General features: G+C 58.4%; 21 protein-coding genes and 1 pseudogene. 11 read left to right on the forward strand and 11 right to left on the reverse strand.

Features of this window, described 5'->3' with window-relative positions; all coding sequences use genetic code 11:
- Positions 1-143: 143 nt before the first annotated feature.
- A complete protein-coding gene (locus tag ACQKPC_RS01085) occupies positions 144-1,073 on the reverse strand; it encodes a LysR family transcriptional regulator (RefSeq protein WP_008074052.1) in 930 nt (309 codons plus the stop codon).
- Between the two features lie 109 nt (positions 1,074-1,182).
- Between ACQKPC_RS01085 and ACQKPC_RS01090 the strand changes: the two genes are divergently transcribed.
- The 4 genes from ACQKPC_RS01090 (at position 1,183) to ACQKPC_RS01105 (ending at position 4,216) form a co-directional block, all read left to right on the forward strand.
- Positions 1,183-2,268 carry a TauD/TfdA family dioxygenase gene (locus ACQKPC_RS01090; RefSeq protein ID WP_427622820.1) on the forward strand — a complete coding sequence of 362 codons (1,086 nt, stop codon included), beginning with the start codon at positions 1,183-1,185 and terminating at the stop codon, positions 2,266-2,268.
- 4 nt (positions 2,269-2,272) lie between these two features.
- A complete protein-coding gene (locus tag ACQKPC_RS01095; RefSeq protein ID WP_427622821.1) occupies positions 2,273-3,031 on the forward strand; it encodes a sulfite exporter TauE/SafE family protein in 759 nt (252 codons plus the stop codon).
- A gap of 16 nt (positions 3,032-3,047) precedes the next feature.
- Positions 3,048-3,527, forward strand: coding sequence for a YbaK/prolyl-tRNA synthetase associated domain-containing protein (locus tag ACQKPC_RS01100; protein WP_008074055.1), 480 nt, complete (start codon positions 3,048-3,050; stop codon positions 3,525-3,527).
- Between the two features lie 209 nt (positions 3,528-3,736).
- Positions 3,737-4,216: a phage infection protein gene (locus tag ACQKPC_RS01105; RefSeq protein WP_427622822.1), complete on the forward strand. Its 480-nt coding sequence runs from the start codon at positions 3,737-3,739 to the stop codon at positions 4,214-4,216.
- A gap of 120 nt (positions 4,217-4,336) precedes the next feature.
- Here the strand turns inward: ACQKPC_RS01105 and ACQKPC_RS01110 are convergent.
- A pseudogene (locus ACQKPC_RS01110) lies at positions 4,337-4,638 on the reverse strand (arsenate reductase ArsC); the annotation flags it as partial.
- 113 nt (positions 4,639-4,751) lie between these two features.
- Here ACQKPC_RS01110 and ACQKPC_RS01115 point away from each other — a divergent pair.
- The gene (locus ACQKPC_RS01115) at positions 4,752-5,144 is read left to right on the forward strand and encodes a VOC family protein (protein WP_427622823.1); all 393 of its coding nucleotides are present in this window, start codon (positions 4,752-4,754) and stop codon (positions 5,142-5,144) included.
- Positions 5,145-5,454: 310 nt separating this feature from the next.
- Positions 5,455-5,760, forward strand: a complete 306-nt coding sequence (locus tag ACQKPC_RS01120) for a panthothenate synthetase (RefSeq protein WP_427622824.1) — start codon at positions 5,455-5,457, stop codon at positions 5,758-5,760.
- Between the two features lie 169 nt (positions 5,761-5,929).
- Here the strand turns inward: ACQKPC_RS01120 and ACQKPC_RS01125 are convergent, their stop codons facing one another.
- Positions 5,930-6,265, reverse strand: a complete 336-nt coding sequence (locus tag ACQKPC_RS01125; RefSeq protein WP_008008496.1) for a hypothetical protein — start codon at positions 6,263-6,265, stop codon at positions 5,930-5,932.
- 131 nt (positions 6,266-6,396) lie between these two features.
- Positions 6,397-6,786: a c-type cytochrome gene (locus ACQKPC_RS01130; protein ID WP_008008497.1), complete on the reverse strand. Its 390-nt coding sequence runs from the start codon at positions 6,784-6,786 to the stop codon at positions 6,397-6,399.
- Positions 6,787-6,919: 133 nt separating this feature from the next.
- Between ACQKPC_RS01130 and ACQKPC_RS01135 the strand changes: the two genes are divergently transcribed.
- On the forward strand, positions 6,920-7,717 hold the full coding sequence (locus ACQKPC_RS01135; RefSeq protein WP_427622825.1) for an alpha/beta fold hydrolase: 798 nt from the start codon (positions 6,920-6,922) through the stop codon (positions 7,715-7,717).
- Positions 7,718-7,732: 15 nt separating this feature from the next.
- On the opposite strand, the gene yfcF is transcribed toward ACQKPC_RS01135, so the two are convergent.
- On the reverse strand, positions 7,733-8,365 hold the full coding sequence (yfcF, locus tag ACQKPC_RS01140; RefSeq protein ID WP_427622826.1) for a glutathione transferase: 633 nt from the start codon (positions 8,363-8,365) through the stop codon (positions 7,733-7,735).
- A 241-nt stretch (positions 8,366-8,606) separates the two neighbouring features.
- Between yfcF and ACQKPC_RS01145 the strand changes: the two genes are divergently transcribed.
- From ACQKPC_RS01145 to ACQKPC_RS01155, 3 genes are read left to right on the forward strand one after another with little or no spacing between them, the layout of a single operon-like run.
- Positions 8,607-9,179, forward strand: a complete 573-nt coding sequence (locus ACQKPC_RS01145; protein ID WP_008075105.1) for a thioesterase family protein — start codon at positions 8,607-8,609, stop codon at positions 9,177-9,179.
- Between the two features lie 57 nt (positions 9,180-9,236).
- Positions 9,237-9,740: an SLATT domain-containing protein gene (locus tag ACQKPC_RS01150; protein ID WP_192342661.1), complete on the forward strand. Its 504-nt coding sequence runs from the start codon at positions 9,237-9,239 to the stop codon at positions 9,738-9,740.
- A 47-nt stretch (positions 9,741-9,787) separates the two neighbouring features.
- Positions 9,788-10,273 carry an adenosine-specific kinase gene (locus ACQKPC_RS01155; RefSeq protein ID WP_427622827.1) on the forward strand — a complete coding sequence of 162 codons (486 nt, stop codon included), beginning with the start codon at positions 9,788-9,790 and terminating at the stop codon, positions 10,271-10,273.
- Positions 10,274-10,474: 201 nt separating this feature from the next.
- Here the strand turns inward: ACQKPC_RS01155 and ACQKPC_RS01160 are convergent, their stop codons facing one another.
- From ACQKPC_RS01160 to ACQKPC_RS01170, 3 genes are all read right to left on the reverse strand, one after another.
- On the reverse strand, positions 10,475-11,296 hold the full coding sequence (locus ACQKPC_RS01160) for a MinD/ParA family protein (protein ID WP_427622828.1): 822 nt from the start codon (positions 11,294-11,296) through the stop codon (positions 10,475-10,477).
- A 284-nt stretch (positions 11,297-11,580) separates the two neighbouring features.
- Positions 11,581-11,967 carry a cupin domain-containing protein gene (locus ACQKPC_RS01165; protein WP_030130977.1) on the reverse strand — a complete coding sequence of 129 codons (387 nt, stop codon included), beginning with the start codon at positions 11,965-11,967 and terminating at the stop codon, positions 11,581-11,583.
- 91 nt (positions 11,968-12,058) lie between these two features.
- Complete coding sequence (locus ACQKPC_RS01170) at positions 12,059-12,871, reverse strand: AraC family transcriptional regulator (RefSeq protein WP_427622829.1); 813 nt, start codon at positions 12,869-12,871, stop codon at positions 12,059-12,061.
- Positions 12,872-13,123: 252 nt separating this feature from the next.
- On the opposite strand from ACQKPC_RS01170, the gene ACQKPC_RS01175 reads away from it, so the two are divergent.
- Positions 13,124-13,984 carry a CAP domain-containing protein gene (locus ACQKPC_RS01175; RefSeq protein ID WP_427622830.1) on the forward strand — a complete coding sequence of 287 codons (861 nt, stop codon included), beginning with the start codon at positions 13,124-13,126 and terminating at the stop codon, positions 13,982-13,984.
- A gap of 220 nt (positions 13,985-14,204) precedes the next feature.
- On the opposite strand, the gene ACQKPC_RS01180 is transcribed toward ACQKPC_RS01175, so the two are convergent.
- Genes ACQKPC_RS01180 through ACQKPC_RS01190 form a run of 3 tightly spaced genes read right to left on the reverse strand, consistent with a single transcriptional unit; the run spans position 14,205 to position 17,747 of the window.
- The gene (locus tag ACQKPC_RS01180) at positions 14,205-15,437 is read right to left on the reverse strand and encodes a nucleoside permease (protein WP_427622831.1); all 1,233 of its coding nucleotides are present in this window, start codon (positions 15,435-15,437) and stop codon (positions 14,205-14,207) included.
- Positions 15,438-15,492: 55 nt separating this feature from the next.
- Positions 15,493-16,596 carry a sugar phosphate isomerase/epimerase family protein gene (locus ACQKPC_RS01185; protein ID WP_427622832.1) on the reverse strand — a complete coding sequence of 368 codons (1,104 nt, stop codon included), beginning with the start codon at positions 16,594-16,596 and terminating at the stop codon, positions 15,493-15,495.
- Positions 16,593-17,747 carry a Gfo/Idh/MocA family protein gene (locus ACQKPC_RS01190; protein ID WP_427622833.1) on the reverse strand — a complete coding sequence of 385 codons (1,155 nt, stop codon included), beginning with the start codon at positions 17,745-17,747 and terminating at the stop codon, positions 16,593-16,595. The genes ACQKPC_RS01185 and ACQKPC_RS01190 overlap by 4 nt, the downstream gene beginning before the upstream one ends.
- Positions 17,748-17,763: the final 16 nt, after the last annotated feature.

Genomic DNA, 17,763 nt, shown 5'->3' on the forward strand with positions numbered 1-17,763 from the left:
TGAGCCCGGAATCCTCTACTCAAAAGTAAAGATTTCAATCTCAAGCGTGTACTTTTCTGCCATGGAAACCATGGCCGACTTTTTCAACAGAGTCGGCCAAAAACGGCCATTCAGTTCAAGGTGCCTTGCAGTCCAGCCGCCTCCTAAAGTGTCCCCGCATGCTTTCGACCAAGGCTGTCGCCAAAACCACGGATCACTTCCAACAACGACTTCACCCGCAGCGGCAGATTCCCGGCCGGGTACACCGCGTGCATCTGCGGGCTTTCACCGCCGCTGGAGGTAAGTTTGTACTCGGGACAGACCCGCAGCAGGCGCCCCGCTTCCACTTCGGGCTCCGCCATCCAGTCCGCCAGGCGGGCGATCCCGACGCCCGCCAGCGCCGCCTGGAACACCGCCAAACCGGAGCTGAAACGAAATTTTGGATGAACCCGGAAGCTGATGGCCCGCTCTTCACTGCGAAAATTCCACTCCTTGAGAATCCGCGGCGCCGTGTGCAGGATCAGCGAGTGCGCCTCCAGCGCCTCGATGGAGTCGGGCATCCCGCGCCGCTCCAGATACCCGGGGCTGGCATACAGGTAACGTGAATAATTCCAGAGCGGATAGCCGATCAGGTCACTCGATTGCGCAAACGCTCCACGAATCGAGAAGTCCAACTTGCTCTTGGCCGGGTCAATGAGTTCATCGGTAAAAATCACATCGACGTTCACGTCTGGATAACGCTCGCTGTACTGCGCGATCAACCGGGGCAATACCCCGTGCCCGAGAAACTCGGGGGCGGAAAAGCGGATCCAGCCGTAGGCCAGGCCGCTGAGACCGGCCAGGTCTTCATCCGCCTCACGTTGCAGATCCAGCATTTTGTAAGCGTGAGGCATCAAGCGCTCACCCGCTTCGGTCAAGCTCACGGCATTGGACGAGCGATTGAACAACTTGACCCCGACGCTTTCCTCCAGGGCTTGAACGGCGCGGGTCAGCGCGCTGGGGGAGCGCCCCAGAGTACGTGCCGCCGCGATGAAACTGCGCTTGCGAGCCACCGTCGCGAAGGCTTCTAGTTCCCCCAACATATTCAATGCCACTGGCCACCTCATTGCACTTTTCACAACGTGGTATTGCAACACAAAAAAGGCCCTTCCGTTAACCTTCCCGCTCAACCCACAAGGATGGGGCAAACAGGAGCAGAAGGACGTGTCGAAGCTGGATGAAGTAGTCGGGAAATCCGCCGCCCGTATCGGTGAAGAAATTCATGGGTGGCTGGGAAAAAAATCAGCGACTCCGACCCGACAAGAGATACCGCAAATTCATGTGTCGTTCGAAGAACAGCGCACACTTCAAGCCGGCCTGGCATCGCTGGCCGTGACCGACAGCGCCTCGGGCATCCGCCACATGCCGGCCTTGGGGCAGTTGCTGGAGAGTGTCCTGTACGCCGAGAAAATCCAGCAGTTGCGCAACTTTCCCCAAGCCCGTGCAGTGGCGATGATCGTCAGGGGGCTGCCGCTGGACCCGCAGCTGCCCGCCACGCCCTACGACTTGGAACCAGGTATCGAGAACCTGTCGGTTCTGGCCGGGGCGATCCTGTCCGTTCTGCAAACCCTGCAAACCCGTCCGCTGGCGTACGAGGGTGAAAGCGACGACACGGTGTTCCGCCACGTATCACCCAAGCACAAGCGAGAGACCGAAAAGAGTTCCTATGGCTCGCGCGCGGATCTGGACATGCATGTCGACAACCCTCACCTGCCCTTGACCTGCGAACCCGTGTCGCAGTTGTCGGCTTGTCCGGAGTACCTGACTCTGACCGGCCTGCGATGCGAGCTCGACGTGCCGACGCGCATCATCGCCATTGACGAGGTGCTGGCCATGCTGCCGGCCTCCGTCGAAGAAGAATTGTCACGACCGAACTTCTCCATTCGCCGACCGGCCTCCTTCGGCAAGCAGGGTAATGTGTTGGAAAACGTCCCCCTGCTGTACAGAAACGCAACCGGTGGACTGTATTGCCGCTACAACAAGGCGAGTGTCGAAGCGACCTGCGCCAATGCGCAGTTTGCCCTGCAACTGTTCTCCGCCGCCGCCAATCATCCCGATGTCGTGCACCACATACTGCTGCAACCGGGGGACATGCTGATCTTCAAGAACCAGCAAACCCTGCACGCCCGGGACGGTTTTACCCCCCGCTACGACGGCCGGGATCGCTGGATGCTGCGCGTCTTCGGGGTCAACGACCCGGCACGCGTGATGCCGCTGGACCCTCACCAACCCTACATAGTCAGAGCCTGATTTCATGGTCGATATTGTCATCCTTTGCGTGTTCGCCTTCGCCGCTGGCCTGATCGATGCGGCGGTGGGCGGCGGCGGACTGATCCAGATACCTGCGCTATTCAACGTGCTGCCCTCGGCACAACCGGCGGCGCTGCTGGGCACCAACAAGGTCGCGGCAGCCTGCGGCACCGCATTCGCGGCCAGGTCCTTCGTGCGCAAGGTGGTGATCGACTGGGGTCTGGTGGTTCCCGCCGCCTGTGCGGCCTTTGTCATGGCCTTCTTCGGAGCGGCCACGGTGTCGTTCGTACCCCAGTCGATGATCCGGCCGGCGGTGCTGGTGTTGATCGTGCTGATGGCGATCTACACCTTCTGGAAAAAGGACTTCGGCGCCCTGCACAAGCCCATGCACATCGGTACCAAGGAGAAACTGCTGGCGATCGTCATCGGCGGTGCCATCGGCTTCTACGACGGACTGTTCGGTCCCGGCACTGGCAGCTTCCTGATCTTCCTGTTTATCCGCTGCTTCGCCTTCGACTTCCTGCATGCCTCGGCGTCGGCCAAGCTGGTGAACATCGCGACCAACGTAGCGGCGCTGATATTCTTCATCCCGACGGGTAATGTGCTCTACCTGATCGCAATCCCCATGGCGGCATTCAACATCCTGGGCGCGCTGACCGGCACCTGGCTGGCGGTTCATAAAGGCGTGCCTTTTGTCCGGGCTCTGTTCCTGGTGTTGCTGGTGATTCTGATCAGCAAACTGTCCTACGACCTGTTCCTGTAAACCTGAGGAAAATCACATGCATCCCATGTTCGATCGCCTAGTGGCGCTACTCGATGCCCGCGCAGCCTCTTACCGGGTATTGATGCACGATGCCGAGGGCCAGTCGGCGCGGGTCGCCGAAATCCGTGGCACCGAGCCCGGCCAAGGCGCGAAGGCCATGCTCTGCTCGCTCAAGGGTCAGGCCGAACCGTATGCTCTGGTGATTCTGCCGGGAGACCAGAAGCTCGACATGAAGAAGGTCGGTGCGGCCCTCGGCGGGAAAAAAGCCGAACTGGTGAAGGCCGAAACCGCCATGGAACTGACCGGATGCCGGATCGGCGCCATCCCTCCTTTCGTCTTCGATGAGCGGATTCAATTGATCGTCGATCCGGCCCTGACCACCGGCTACAGCGAAATCGCCTTCAATGCTGGTCGGCTGGATGCGTCGATGGTGCTCGATACGCAGGATTATCTGGCGATTGCCAAGCCTCGGTTGCTGGATATCAGCCAGGCCTGAGCACACCGCTACCGCGTGGGGAGAATGCCGCTCAAGCAAGGGGGCGCTCATGGCGCCGGCGTGCCTCGGTGTGGACGCGCCATTTGCCCACTACGTTTCAACCATTGCTGGCATCGATAGTCACCATCACGTCAATGAAGTTCTCATAAAAAATCCTCGGCGTAACATCCGCTCCATACCCAACCAATAACACCCCGGAGCACACCATCATGAAACGCCAAATCATCCTCAGTATCGCTTTCTCGGTTTTTGCAGTTAACGCTTTTGCCGCGTCTTCTACTCACCCGGTTGTCGCTGAAGGCGGCTCGGATCGTCTGATCGAAAGTCGCATCGCTGAAGGTGGTTCGGATCGTCTGATCGAGAATCGCGTTGCTGAAGGTGGTTCGGACCGTCTGATCGAGAATCGCGTTGCTGAAGGTGGTTCGGACCGTCTGATCGAGAACCGCGTCGCTGAAGGTGGTTCGGATCGTCTGATCGAGAATCGCGTTGCTGAGGGTGGCTCGGATCGTCTGATCGAGAATCGCGTCGCTGAAGGTGGTTCGGATCGTCTGATCGAGAATCGCGTTGCTGAAGGTGGTTCGGATCGTTTGATCGAGAATCGCGTGGCTGAAGGTGGTTCGGATCGCCTGATCGAGAACCGCGTCGCTGAAGGTGGTTCGGATCGCCTGATTCAGAATCGTGCGGCATGAATGAGTGGCTTTATCGCAACACTCAACCAAAAAACCCGGCCTCATCAGCCGGGTTTTTTCATGCGTTTTTAGTGCTCGACGGGATCATTAAAGATGGTCAGCGCTGGTACTCGAGCATCTCTACCGGGTCTTCACAGTGATGAACATTTTGATGCGATCATGGATCTCCTGAATGGCATGACGGAACGGATCATGTTTTCACTGGTGACGGGGTCCTCGAAATTCCACACGATCACTTCTCCGGCGCTGGGCATCCGCGAAGCCTCTTCGGAGGACTTGTCACACAGCGTAATCACATAATGGAACCGCTGCCCCTCAAACTCATCGATGGCTTTACTGCGTAACCCCGTGGTGTCGATGCCTACGTGATCGAGTGACTCCAGCGTGCGAGCGTCAACCTCACTGGCCACTAGACCGGCGGTTCGATGACATCATGATGACACCCTCTAACCTTTTCGAAAGAACAGACACCGGGCTAACCTGCCTGGGTAACCGTGATTTGCCACTCAATAAACACGACAAGGAATGCCCGCTTATGAAATTTGGCTACATGATCATCTACGTCCCGGACGTTGTTGCCTCACTCCAGTTCTTTTCGTCAGCCTTCGGGCTTGGCGTTCGCTTCCTCCATGAATCCAACACCTACGGCGAACTCGAAACAGGGGAAACCGCGCTGGCATTCGCCGCCGATGAACTGGCCGCGATGAACTTCAGCACGGGACATGTCTCGGCACACTCGTCCGCCAAACCACTTGGAATCGAAGTAGGCCTGGTGACCGAGGACGTTCCGGCGGCGCATGCCAGAGCGTTGAAGGCGGGAGCCAGCGAAATTTCCGCACCAAGCGCCAAGCCCTGGGGACAAATCGTCTCCTACGTTCGATGCCCTGACGGAACGTTGGTAGAACTCTGCACACCGCTACAGCAATAATCGGGGATCGGTGAGTCGGCATCGCCTCTATAGGCGATGCTGGCGAGTCCCTCTTTGAACGTCCAAAGCCGCGCTGCATAAAGCTGCCTTCATTACAGAACTGCATGACTTCAGCCAACAAGCCCTACCCCTTCGCCTCGCGCAGAATCATCAAGAACGACCGTCCGTAACTCTGCCCCGGCAGCCTCGAACCCTTCGCTATTCTTAACCACACACCACCGCTGGCACGGCTGAACGCCCGGCTTGCGGCATCATCGTCAGGAGTAAGGATCCGGGTAAGGAGCACGCCACCTCAACAGAGTATCGAATAATGAAAATGCTACTGATGGTCGAGTTTCCCCATGAGCCTTTCAACGCGCTTGTCAGGTCGGGGAAGGTCGGCGAAGTCATGAACCGCGTTCTGGAAACCATTAAGCCGGAGGCGGCTTATTTCACTGAGCAGGATGGAATGCGAAGTGGGATTTTTCTGATCGATGTAGAAGACCCTTCCGAAATTCCCGGCTATGCGGAACCCTTCTTTCTCAACTTCCAGGCCAACTGCAAATTCCGAGTGGTCATGAGCCCGCTGGAACTGCAAAACGCCGGTCTGGAGGAGCTCGGTAAAGCCTGGGCGTGAGGTGCGATCAATGAGTGAGAAACCTGTGGCGAGGGAGCTTGCTCCCGCTTGAGTGCGTAGCACTCACAAAAATCGGCAATTGTGTCGGTTTTTTGGGGCCGCTACGCAGCCCAGCGCGAGCAAGCGTGCTCGCCACAAGCGTGCTCGCCACAAAGGCAGAGCCTGTCGCTTACTGAACGGTTTTCAGCTTGACCACATCACCGGATATTGTGGTGGTGTAACCGGTCAGAACCCAAGCCCAGAACCAGTTTTCCTGCACCTGGGTATTGATCATCGCGTCGCCGCCCTTAGCCTTGATCGCGGCATTCTGAGCGCGGATGAAACGGTTGTTCTGCTGGATCGGAATGACGCCGAACAGCAGGAGGCCAGTGGCGGTCGCTTCACTGTGGCCGACAACGGTGTATTGGTTGCTGTCGTACTGCTGAGTCTTCATCGGGGTGCCGGTGCAACCCGCCAGAACCAGACCGAACAGGGCTACGGCAACTACTTTGCTGAGGTAATTCACTGAGTCACTCCATTAGAAATACCCGGGATCCGTCTCTCGGGCGGCACATACTTTAACGGATGAAGTGGCTCATTGATATCACCCGTACAGGCTTTATGCAGCACTGCAAGAACATGTTGATGAGGCACAGATTATTGCGGCTGAAATGTCTGAAGGTAGGCCAGCAGATTTTCGATCTTCTCCGGATCGCTGAGGCCCCAGAAAATCATCCGGGTTCCGGGGACTACTTCTTTTGGCGCTTCGATGTAGGCGGTAAGTGTTTCGCGAGTCCAGATGAGGCCTGATGATTTCATCGCGGTTGAGTACTGGTAGTCCGTCGTGCTTCCCGCAGGACGCCCGAAAATGGCATTGAGTTGCGGACCAAAAGACCCCCGTGCCGAAGTCCCTACTTGATGACAGCCGCCGCAGATACGGTTAAACAGTTTCTGACCGGCTTCAGCATCCCCCGCCGCTTCGGCTTGCATGCTGAATAACCCGGTATTGAGCATCAAGGCGAAGGTAAGGACGGCGGCGTTTTTCATGTGGTGCTCCAAATCAGGTGTTGCTGACAGCAAAAACGGGCGGCTATTTCATCATGACTGGCTGCTACACCGAAGCCTTGAAGTTAATCTATAACCCTCTTCGTCCCTTTAACGTCGTTGCAGGAGAGCCAGAATGAAACCCGTCGAACCCTTTTATCGGGACGCTGGCGCAGGCCCGGGCGTTGTCTGCTTTCACGCCAATGCGAGTCACTCGGTGCAATGGCGTGGACTGCAAGATCACCTGGCCGCAAAGTTTCGGGTTCTGGCGCTCGATTCGTTTGGCGCCGGCAAGAGCCCGGCGTGGCCCGCCGATCGAATCGTCACCCTCAGTGAAGAAGCGCGCTTCGCCGAGCCGGTGCTCGCCCGTGCCGGCGAACCGCTCATTCTGGTCGGTCACTCTTATGGCGGGGCGGTGGCGTTGATTACGGCGTTGCAGAACCCCGGCCGGGTGCGCGCCATGGCTTTGTATGAGCCAACATTGTTTGCCCTGCTCGACGCCGAATCGCCCCCACCCAATGAGGCGGATGCCATTCGTGAAGTCGTCGCAAACGCCGGGCTGGCACTTGAGGCGGGTAACCTGGACGCAGCGGCCCAGCACTTCATTGACTACTGGATGGGTGCCGGGGCCTGGGAGCAAACCCCGGAACAACGCAAGCCTTCCATCGCCGCCGCGGTGGCCAATGTGCAGGGCTGGGCTCACGCCTTGTTGAACGAGCCGACGCCATTGCAGGCGTTCCGTTCGCTCAACCTGCCGGTGCTTTTCATGGTCGGCAAGGATTCACCGGCATCCTCACGGGCAGTGGCGCGGCTGCTGACCGGCACACTGCCGAACGTTGAAGTGGTAGAACTCGAGGGGCTCGGTCATATGGGGCCGATTACGCATCCCGAAATCGTCAATCAGGTCATCGTGCAATTTGTTGAGCGCAATTGACCTGATTTCACACCATTACAGCGCAGGACGCTGCAGTTTGACCCACTCCTGCACCGCAGGCCGCTGCCATTGACGCTGCGCGTATTCCACCAGCGCGGATGGCACGGCGTCGCCGTTGAGTATCAGCCGGTTGAGCATCAAGGCGAGGTCCACATCGGCGATCGACCATTGCCCGAACAGGTACTCGCGGCCGTCAGCCAGTAGCGCTTGTGCAGCACCGATCAGTTTGCGCGCGGCCGACTCGGCAGCGGGCGACAAGGGCGCTGATTTAAGGCCATAAAACACCACCAGTGTGGAGCGCTCCTGCCGGATGGGCAGCAGATCACTGCGCAGCCACGCCTGGACTTGTCGTGCCTTCGCGCGTTGCATCAGCTCTTGCGGGTAAACCGGCTTCTGAGGAAAAACGTCTTCCAGGTATTCAGTGATCGCCGACGATTCAGACAAGGCAAAATCGCCATGCACCAGCGTCGGTACGCGCTGGGTCAGCGAGAGGTTGGCATAGTCTTGTGTCTGGTTTTCAAACGCGTCGAGGTCCAGCGGGCTCAGTTCGAATTCGATGCCCTTTTCGCGAAGTGCCACGAAAACCGACATGGCATAGGGGCTGGTGAATTGAGCATCAACGTACAGGCGCAGGCGGGAGTCATTCACGGGGTCATCTCCATATGGTGAGCAGACACGCTACGAGATCCAATGCCATAAAGAAAATGCATGATTTTTATGGGGGCATTCCTGAGCGGAATATCTGGTTGGCGGGCACCCGCTGAAATGACTGCCTCAGCGCATGAATGATCCAATTGCGCTTTTCACATGAAAAAAGTCATTTGTGCACCTATCTCGCTCGCATTCCCCACCCTAAAGTGCACGGATCTACTCAACCCTCGGCATCCTTATGAATCTCTGGTTTCGACTGTTCCTGATGCTGTTTCGTCGCCCATGGCGCAAGCCGGTTGATGGACTGGCCACTACCGTCATCCGCATGCGCGTCTGGCCGCTCGATCTTGACCTCAACCGGCACGTCACCAATGGCCGTTATTTCACTATGGCCGACATAGGCCGCATGGACTTCGTCCTGCGCAGCGGTGCCTACCGCGTAGCCCTGCGTCACAGGGCGGTGCCAATCGTTGGGGATACCTGGGGCAAGTTTCGGAGGGAGCTGAAGCTGTTCGAATCGTTTGAGATTCATACCCGCATTCTCGGCTGGGACGATAAGTGGAGCTTTATGGAACACCGCTTCGTGAGCAAAGGACGGGTAGTTGGCGTCGTCATCATGCGGGGCCTGTTCCGCGCGGCCAAAGGCACGGTCGCACCTGCCGAGTTTGTCCGGGAGCTGGGATTGGCTGAACAGTCACCCGAGATGTCGCCGTGGCTGACAACCTGGTCGCAAAGCTGCGACGATATGAGCCGCCAACTCCGAGAGGAAGAAGGCCTGGCGCCTCAGCTTCATCCTGTCTCCGAACCCTAACAGGCGGCCAAATAGAAGCTAATATTCCTCTGAATCCCCCTGCCAAGGACTGCAACCATGAGCCGGCTCGAGCTACTGACCAAATGGAATCGCATGATTGTTCGGTTGCAGATTGAACACGAAATCAGTGCCCGGGATTTCGAGAAATTCAGCTGGAAACTGGGTATCCCCTGCGTTGTTCTGTCGGCGATCGTCAGCGCCAGCGTCTTCGGCTCGATCAGTGACTCTTCGCCCGTATGGCTCCAATACGTAGCCGGTGTCCTGTCACTCCTGACCCTGGTGTTGAGTTCGGTTCAGACCTTCCTGAACTTTGACACCCGGGCTGCCGGGCACAAAGACACCGCCGAGAAACTCGGGGCGATATCGCGTGAGATTCAGGACGAAATCGCCAGTGGCAAGGACGAAGCGATCCTGGGCCCAATCGTTTTTGACATCCGCAAGCGCATTGATTCGATTCTGCTTGATGCGCCGACCTTGCCCAAGTCGACGATAAGGAGACTGGGGGATGTTCGCGTCTACACAGAGCCACCGCCAGCGGGGCAAGACACCGTCCCGGCTTGATCAACGGCCAGACTTGGCCCGCAGCATCGTGAAAGGAGGCGTTTGCAATGCAACTCATCACGTTGAAAATCGACAAGCCAGAAGCGACGAACTTCATTTTGGGCCAGACGCATTTCATCAAGTCCGTCGAGGATATTCATGAAGCGTTGGTCAACGCCGTGCCAGGTATTCAGTTTGGCGTGGCCTTTTGTGAAGCCTCCGGCAAATGCCTGGTGCGCTGGTCCGGCACCGATACCGCCATGATCGAACTTGCGCAGAAAAACGCGCAAGCCATTGCCGCGGGCCATAGTTTCATCATTTTCCTGGGCGACGGTTTTTATCCGCTGAACGTGTTGAACACCATCAAAATGGTGCCGGAGGTGTGCCGGATTTTTTGTGCGACGGCCAATCCCACCGAAGTGATTGTTGCTGAGACGGAACAGGGGCGAGCGATTCTGGGCGTGGTGGATGGCTTTTGTGCCAAAGACATTGAAGGCGATGAAGACATTCTGTGGCGCAAGAATCTGTTGCGGCAGATCGGCTACAAGTTGTGATTTGAGTCTGGTTTTGAGTCAGTGAGAAACCTGTGGCGAGGGAGCTTGCTCCCGCTTGAGTGCGTAGCACTCACAAAAATCGGCAATAGTTGTCAGATTTTTTGGGGCCGCTGCGCAGCCCAACGCGAGCAAGCTCGCTCGCCACAAAGGCAGGTATGACTGATGAGCGCTTAAGTGAACAACGTTACAAGGCCTTGAGACTCACCTGCCCGAATTCTGCACAAGTTGCTCAACGAAAAACTCCACATGCCCTCTCGGATGAGTCGGCAACGGCCAGGTGTCGACGTTGTGAGCCAGGGCCTGGAAGGCTTGAGCGCATTTGGAACGGGGAAAGGCTTCAAGCACTGCACGCCCCTTCTGCACGGCTTTGTGCGCACATTCATCGTGGGGTATCGCGCCGACGTATTGCAGCGAGACATCGAGGAACATGTCGGTAATCTTTTCCAGCTTGGCAAACAGATTGCGGCCTTCCGACGGACTGCCCGTCATGTTGACCAACACCCGAAAACGGTGCAGACCGTAGTTCAGGTTGAGCAGTTTGATCAGCCCGTAGGCGCCGCTGATCGAGGTGGGTTCATCGCACACGACCACCAACACTTCCTGGGCCGCGCGGATGAAGTTGACCACTGAACCACCGATACCGGCGGCGGTATCGATTACCAGCACATCCAGCTTGTCGCCAATATCGCTAAAGGACTGGATCAGCGCACGGTATTGCGCTGCCTCCAGATGAATCATGCTCTGCAAGCCCGAAGAGGCCGGGGCCACACGAATGCCTCCAGGCCCAGGCAACAGCGCCTCGGACAACTCGCAACGCCCTTCAATGACATCAGCCAGTGTGTAGCGCGGGGTCAGCCCCAACAGAATATCGATATTCGCCAGGCCCAGATCAGCGTCGAGCAATACGACGCGTCGCCCCATTTTGGCCAGCGCCAGCGACAGGTTAACCGCCACCGTTGTCTTGCCCACGCCACCTTTACCGCCAGTTACCGCGATAACTTGCACGCAATGCACATCATCCATTTTGCCTTCCCTTCCCTGCGCATTGTGTGCCAGTACGTAATGGCACCATCCTGATGCCGGAAGAATAGCTGAAAAGCGCAAAATTGCTGCTTTGTCTCCCGACGAGAGGCACATCGCCACATACCATCGACCCTTTTCAACGAAAACGCCGCTAATGGGTTGATTCAGAGGATGACACTGCGCTCCTGAACGATCGCTGGCAGATGTACCGATAGAGGCGGCTGAACTGGCGCCAGGCTCTCAGGCGCCCTGCTCACCCAGAGATGAAGAAACTACCAAGACGTCTAAATCCAGACGTCATTGATTGCGGTTCTTTCTCCCTCCTGATCACCGGTATTCAGCACGCCACGCGGCTCGATCAGTAACATTTTCACCTCTCGCTCGGCGTAAGGCTTGTGTTCGACGCCCTTGGGGACAACGTACATTTCTCCCTGCCTAACCACGACGGCCCCCTCTCGAAGATCAATGCGAAGCTCGCCTTCAAGGACGATGAAGGTTTCATCGGTATCGGCATGGGAATGCCAGACAAAATCGCCTTCGATTTTCACCACCTTGAACTGGTAGTCGTTCATTTCGGCAATGACCTTGGGCGCCCATTGCTCGCTGAACAAAGCAAATTTTTCGGCAAAGTTAATCGCGGTGCAGGTTGTCACGCCGGGTTGGGAATGCATTTGAGTCGCCCTCACTAGACAAGTTATCGAGGTCTGACTTTAGGAGAGGACGCAGCACTGCGTATTGCATGATTGTGCAAGTCGAGCCCCCTTAAACAAGGCCCAGCCTTTTCATCCATCGACCGGGTGAGACGCCATACGTCTGGACGAACTGACGCGTCATGTGGCTTTGATCGAAAAAGCCTGCGCAGACGGCCGCCTCCGCCATCGAGTAGCCGCCGAACATCAGTGCTCTTGCCAGATCGAGACGTCGTTGAGTCATGTATCGATAGGGGCTAGTACCGTACAGCGCACGAAAATCACGGCTCAGGCTCCAGCGGTCTCGACCACTGGCCTGCGCTAACTCCTCCAGGGTAATGACTCGATCCAGCGACTCATGAATCAGCGCACGCGCGCGTTCGGCCGCTGCGAAATCAAACGACTTACACCGCCCGCGTTGCCCCGAGTTCACATCCAACGCCTGCGCGAGATCGTAAATGGCATCGTCTTCTTCCAGGGGCTCGATGCAAGCGTCGAGGTTTTGCAGTAGCACCTGGGTCGCGGCATAAAGCCGTGGGTCGCTCGATATACCACCCTCGATGAAGGGCAAGGGCTTGCCGCCTAATACTTGCTGAATCAAAGCAGGTTCGATGTAGATCATCCGATAATGAAAACCCGCTTCGGTGCCGGCTTCACCGTCATGCACCTCGTCCGGATGCAAAACGATGGTTTTCCCGGGCAGGCTGTGACGCTTGGTGTTGCGGTACTGGAAGCTTTGAACACCCGACAGCGTTCGTCCGATGGCGTACGTATCGTGGCGATGCGGCGTAAACCCATGGCCGCAAAAAAAGGCTTCGATGCGCTCGATCTTCAACGGCTGAGCCGAGCGCTTTACCCAATCCTTGTCACCCCTGGCTTTCGTCATGTCCCTGTACCACCTGAATGATGTCAGTACGGTACCAGCCCGCGTGTCCGATGTCCCCGCAGGGCTGACCCGTGCATGCCTGAATCGGCCCCCACGGTGGCGGCGCTAAATTTGTCTCTTCCCCTCGTGAACCAGTCTTCAGACCCGCAGTCTTAGCCGTGCCGTAAAAGAAGCTCACCCAACGAAGCGCTCCTACGGTCATTGCTCGTTCCTCTCCCCCTATCGTCGTCATCTCATCAGAGCTGTCCGTTCATGCGCCCAACCGTCCGCCGCTGTCGCTTTATCTCTCTGTGCCTGATGCCTTTGCTCCCGCTACTCGCCAGCCCCGCCCATGCCAGTGGTGAACGGCAACTGGTGGAGGTCATCAATGACTACCGCGCCGATCCCGATCGCTGCGCGGGGCGTACGGTCAAGCCGTTACGGCCGCTGTCGCTGAAATCGAACCTGGCCTTGCCGGTCGGTTATGGCGGCGGTTTGCGAAGTGCCTTGAAGGCCAACGGCTATCAAGCGGTGACGGTGCGCACCATTCGCGTAGTCGGCGCGCAAGATGCCGATGAGGCGTTTGACATGCTTGAGAGCGACTATTGCGGGGCGCTGCTCGATACTCAGTTCGCCGACATCGGCGTCACGCGCTCCCGTAGCGAATGGCAGGTGGTACTGGCGCAACCGGTGCTCGACGGACGTGCCGGTGATTCGCGAGCAGCGGGCAAGGCGTTGCTGGCCGAGGTCAATGCGGCACGGGCCAGGCCGCGCATGTGCGGCCGCCAACGCTTCGCCGCCGCACGGCCACTGTCCTGGAGTCCCGCTTTGGGCGCCGCCGCGCAAGGCCACAGCAAGGCAATGGCCTACGGCAATTACTTCGCCCACCGCGATCCTGATGGTGATATGCCATTGGATCGGGCCAAAGCCGCTGGCTATCGAGGCCGGCAGATCGGCGAAAACATCGCCGCCGGGCAAAGCTCACCGAACAAAGCGATGGCCAGCTGGCTGGCCAGCCCCGGGCACTGCGCCAACCTGATGAACCCGATGTTTACCCAGGTCGGCGCAGCCTATGCCGCCGATTCGCGCAGCGATAAAGGTGTTTATTGGACGATGCTGTTTGGTGCGCCTTGAATCAGGCGCGTTCCATCACCCCAAAAATGCCAGTCGGTTAATCGCAAGCCCACTCCCACAAATGGATTGGCGACGTACACAAATTTTGCGAACGACACCGACCACTGTGGGAGCGGGCTTGCCCGCGAAGACGGCGGCACAGTCAACATTGATGTCGTCTGACACACCGCCATCGCGGGCAAGCCCGCTCCCACAGGTTCCGCCGGTGTTCGGGCATGATTCAAATACTCGACGGCGCTGCCACGCTTTGCCGTCCTTTGAAGGCCAGCGAAAAACACAAAAATATCGCCAACGCAAACCCTGCCGGGAACAGCCAGATGCTTTTCCAGTCATGGCTGTCAGCCGACGCATAGTGATCGGTGACCGCCCCGGCCACCCAAAAGCCAATCAGCATGCCCAAGCCGTACGTCGCGAGGGTGATCAAGCCTTGCGCGGAGCTTCTGAAACGCTCCGACGCTTTGGCATCGGTGTAGATCTGCCCCGAAACAAAGAAGAAGTCGTAGCAGATGCCGTGCAAGGCGATGCCGGTGAACAACATGAAAGCGAGGTCACCGTTGTTGCCATAGGCGAACAACAGGTAGCGCAACGCCCACGCCAGCATCCCCACCAGCAGCGCGATCTTGATGCCGAAACGCTGGATGAACAGCGGCAGGAGCAACATGAACAGCACTTCCGAGACTTGCCCGATCGCCATCTTGGCGGTTGGATTGGTCACACCGATTTCCGCCAGAAACGGGTTGGCATTCTGGTAATAAAACGCCAATGGTATGCAGATCAGAATAGAAGCGATGAAGAACACCAGGTAACTGCGGTCCTTCAACAAACCCAAGGCGTCCAGCCCAAGTATTTGCTTTAAGCCGACACTGCCCGGCTCAGGTTTGAGCGGCGCGGTTCGCGGCAGGCTGAAGCTGTAGACCCCGAGCACGAATGAGGCAATGGCCGACATCAGAAACGTGTTGCGCAAACCACCGGATGAGATCGCTTGTTGCGAATCCCAGGCAAACACAAAGCTGATCACCACGCCCGCCACAATCCAGCCGATGGTGCCCCACACTCTGATCCGCGAGAACTCCAGGGCCGGGTCGCGCATCTGCCGGAACGCCACCGAATTCACCAATGCCAGCGTCGGCATGTAGATCATCATGTAGGCCAGCACGAACGGGTAAAACCCACTGAAGTCAGGCGCTCGATAGAGTTGCAACAGCAGCACCGCGCCGATCAGATGCAACACCGCAAGAATGCGCTCGGCATTGAAGTAGCGGTCGGCAATCAAACCGATCACAAACGGCGCGATGATCGCCCCCCAGGACTGCGTCGAGAACGCCATGCCGATCTGCCCGCCGCTGGCCCCCAGGTTACTGGAGAGGAAGGTGCCGAGGGTCACGAACCATCCGCCCCAGATAAAGAACTGCAAGAACATCATTACGCTTAATCGCGCACTCATCATGGTCATATCAGTCACCGCCTTATTGTTTTTCTTTTTTGGGAGAGAGGGGCAAACACGGTTTTCAGGCGTCGGGCAAACCCAATAGCCGTCGATTGAAATGCTCGTCGGACGCCACGCTGGCGAAATCGTCAAACGCCTTTCGGGTTTTGCTGATCATGTGCTGCCGGATGAAGGCCGCTCCTTCTGCGGCGCCCTGCTGCGAATCCTTCAGGCAACACTCCCATTCCAGAACCGCCCAGCCGGCAAAGTCGTACTGCGTCAATTTGCTGAAAATCGACTTGAAATCGATCTGCCCATCGCCCAAGGAACGGAAGCGGCCTGGCCGATCGACCCAACCTTGATAACCGCCGTAGACCCCTGAACGGGCATCGGGCCGGAACTCGGCGTCCTTGACGTGGAACATGCGGATGCGCTTGTGGTAGCGATCGATGAAGCCCAGATAGTCCATTTGCTGAAGCAGCAGATGGCTCGGGTCATAAAGGATCGCGGCGCGCGGATGGTGATCGACGGCCTCAAGGAAACGCTCGAACGAGGCGCCGTCGTGCAGGTCTTCGCCGGGATGGATCTCGTAGCAGAGGTCGACTCCGGCCTCTTCAAAACAATCGAGGATCGGCAACCAGCGCTTGGCGAGCTCGGCAAAACCCTGCTCGACCAGACCGCTCGGCCGTTGCGGCCACGGGTAGACGTAGGGCCACAGCAGCGCCCCGGAAAACGTCGCGTGCGCCTTCAACCCCAAGCGCTGGCTGGCGCGCGCGGCGAGCTTCAACTGATCGATGGCCCACTCGGTGCGGGCCTGAGGCTGGCCGCGCACATGCGCGGGGGCAAAGTCATCGAACAACGTATCGAACGCCGGATGCACCGCCACCAGTTGGCCCTGCAGATGCGTCGACAGTTCGCTGATTTCGACACCAGCCTGGGCGCAGACGGCTTTCAACTCATCACAGTAATCCTGACTGTCGGCGGCGCGCGCCAGGTCGATATATTGCGTGCCCAGGGTCGGCAATTGAATGGCCTTGTAACCCTGCGCCGCCGCCCACTGGGCAATGTTTGCGAGCGTGTCGAAGGGCGCTTCGGCGGACATGAACTGCGCGAGGAAAATACCCGGGCCGCGCAGGCCTGCCGGTGTTGGGGAGGTGTGGTTCACGGGAGGGCTCTCCGGATTCATGGGTTGCAGACCAGTTCGGTCCACTTCGCGTCGCCGCGATGATTGGCGACCACCGCCTCGATGAACGCCATGCCACGCAACCCGACGTCGATGCCTGGCACGCCAGGGGCATCGTTGCCTTCGACCTTGCTGCGGATCGCGGAGGCAAAATCACCATAGAGATTGGCCATGGCCTCGAGATAACCTTCGGGATGCCCGGCGGGCAAACGCATGCGCTGGCTGGCGGCCTCGCATAACCAGGGTTGGCCGACACCGGAACGAAGGATGCTCAACGGTTGATCGAGGGAGCGATGGATCAGGCTCGCGGGCTCTTCCTGACGCCACTCCAGCCCGCCCTTGTCGCCATAGACGCGGATCTTCAACGGGTTCTCTTCGCCGGCGCAGACCTGGCTGGCGATCAACACCCCGCTGGCCCCGGCGGCCATCTTGAACAGCATCGCCGCGTCATCGTCCAGTTGCCGCTCGGCGATGTGCGAACCCAAGGTTGCGCACACCTGTTCGATGGGTTGGTCCGCGACGAATTCGGCCAGTGAAAAGGCATGGGTGCCGATGTCGCCAATGCAGCCGCCCAACCCCGACTGCTCGGGCTGATCGCGCCAACTCGCCTGCTTGTTGCCCTGCCCGGCCACATCCCGGCTCAGCCAGCCTTGCGGGTACTCGACGATGACCTTGCGCACAGCGCCGATCACGCCGCTACGCACCATCTTGCGCGCCTGCCAGACCATCGGGTAACCCAGATACGTGTGGGCCAGTCCATAGAGGCGGTCGCTGCTCTTCACCACCGCCTTGAGCGCCAGCAGTTCGGACAGATTCAGTGCCGCGGGCTTTTCGCTGAACACATGAAAACCCGCATTCAGTGCCTGGCTGGCGATCGGCGCGTGCAAGTGATTGGGCGTGACGATGACCAACAGCTCCATGCGCTGATCGGCGGGCAGTGCGCGCTCGCTGTCCAGCATCTGTTGCCAGTCGCTGTAGCAGCGTGAGGCGGACAATCCCAGCGCGGCGCCGGTGTCCTGATTGTTGCGGGCGTCTCGGCTGAATGCACCGCACACCAGTTCAAAACGACCATCGAGGCCGGCAGCCTGGCGGTGGGCTTTGCCGATGAAGGCACCCTCGCCGCCCCCGACAAACCCCATTCTTATTTTTGCCATTGCAACACTCATCGCG

The sequence above is a fragment of the Pseudomonas sp. NPDC089918 genome, from assembly GCF_050280605.1.
GTDB lineage: Bacteria > Pseudomonadota > Gammaproteobacteria > Pseudomonadales > Pseudomonadaceae > Aquipseudomonas.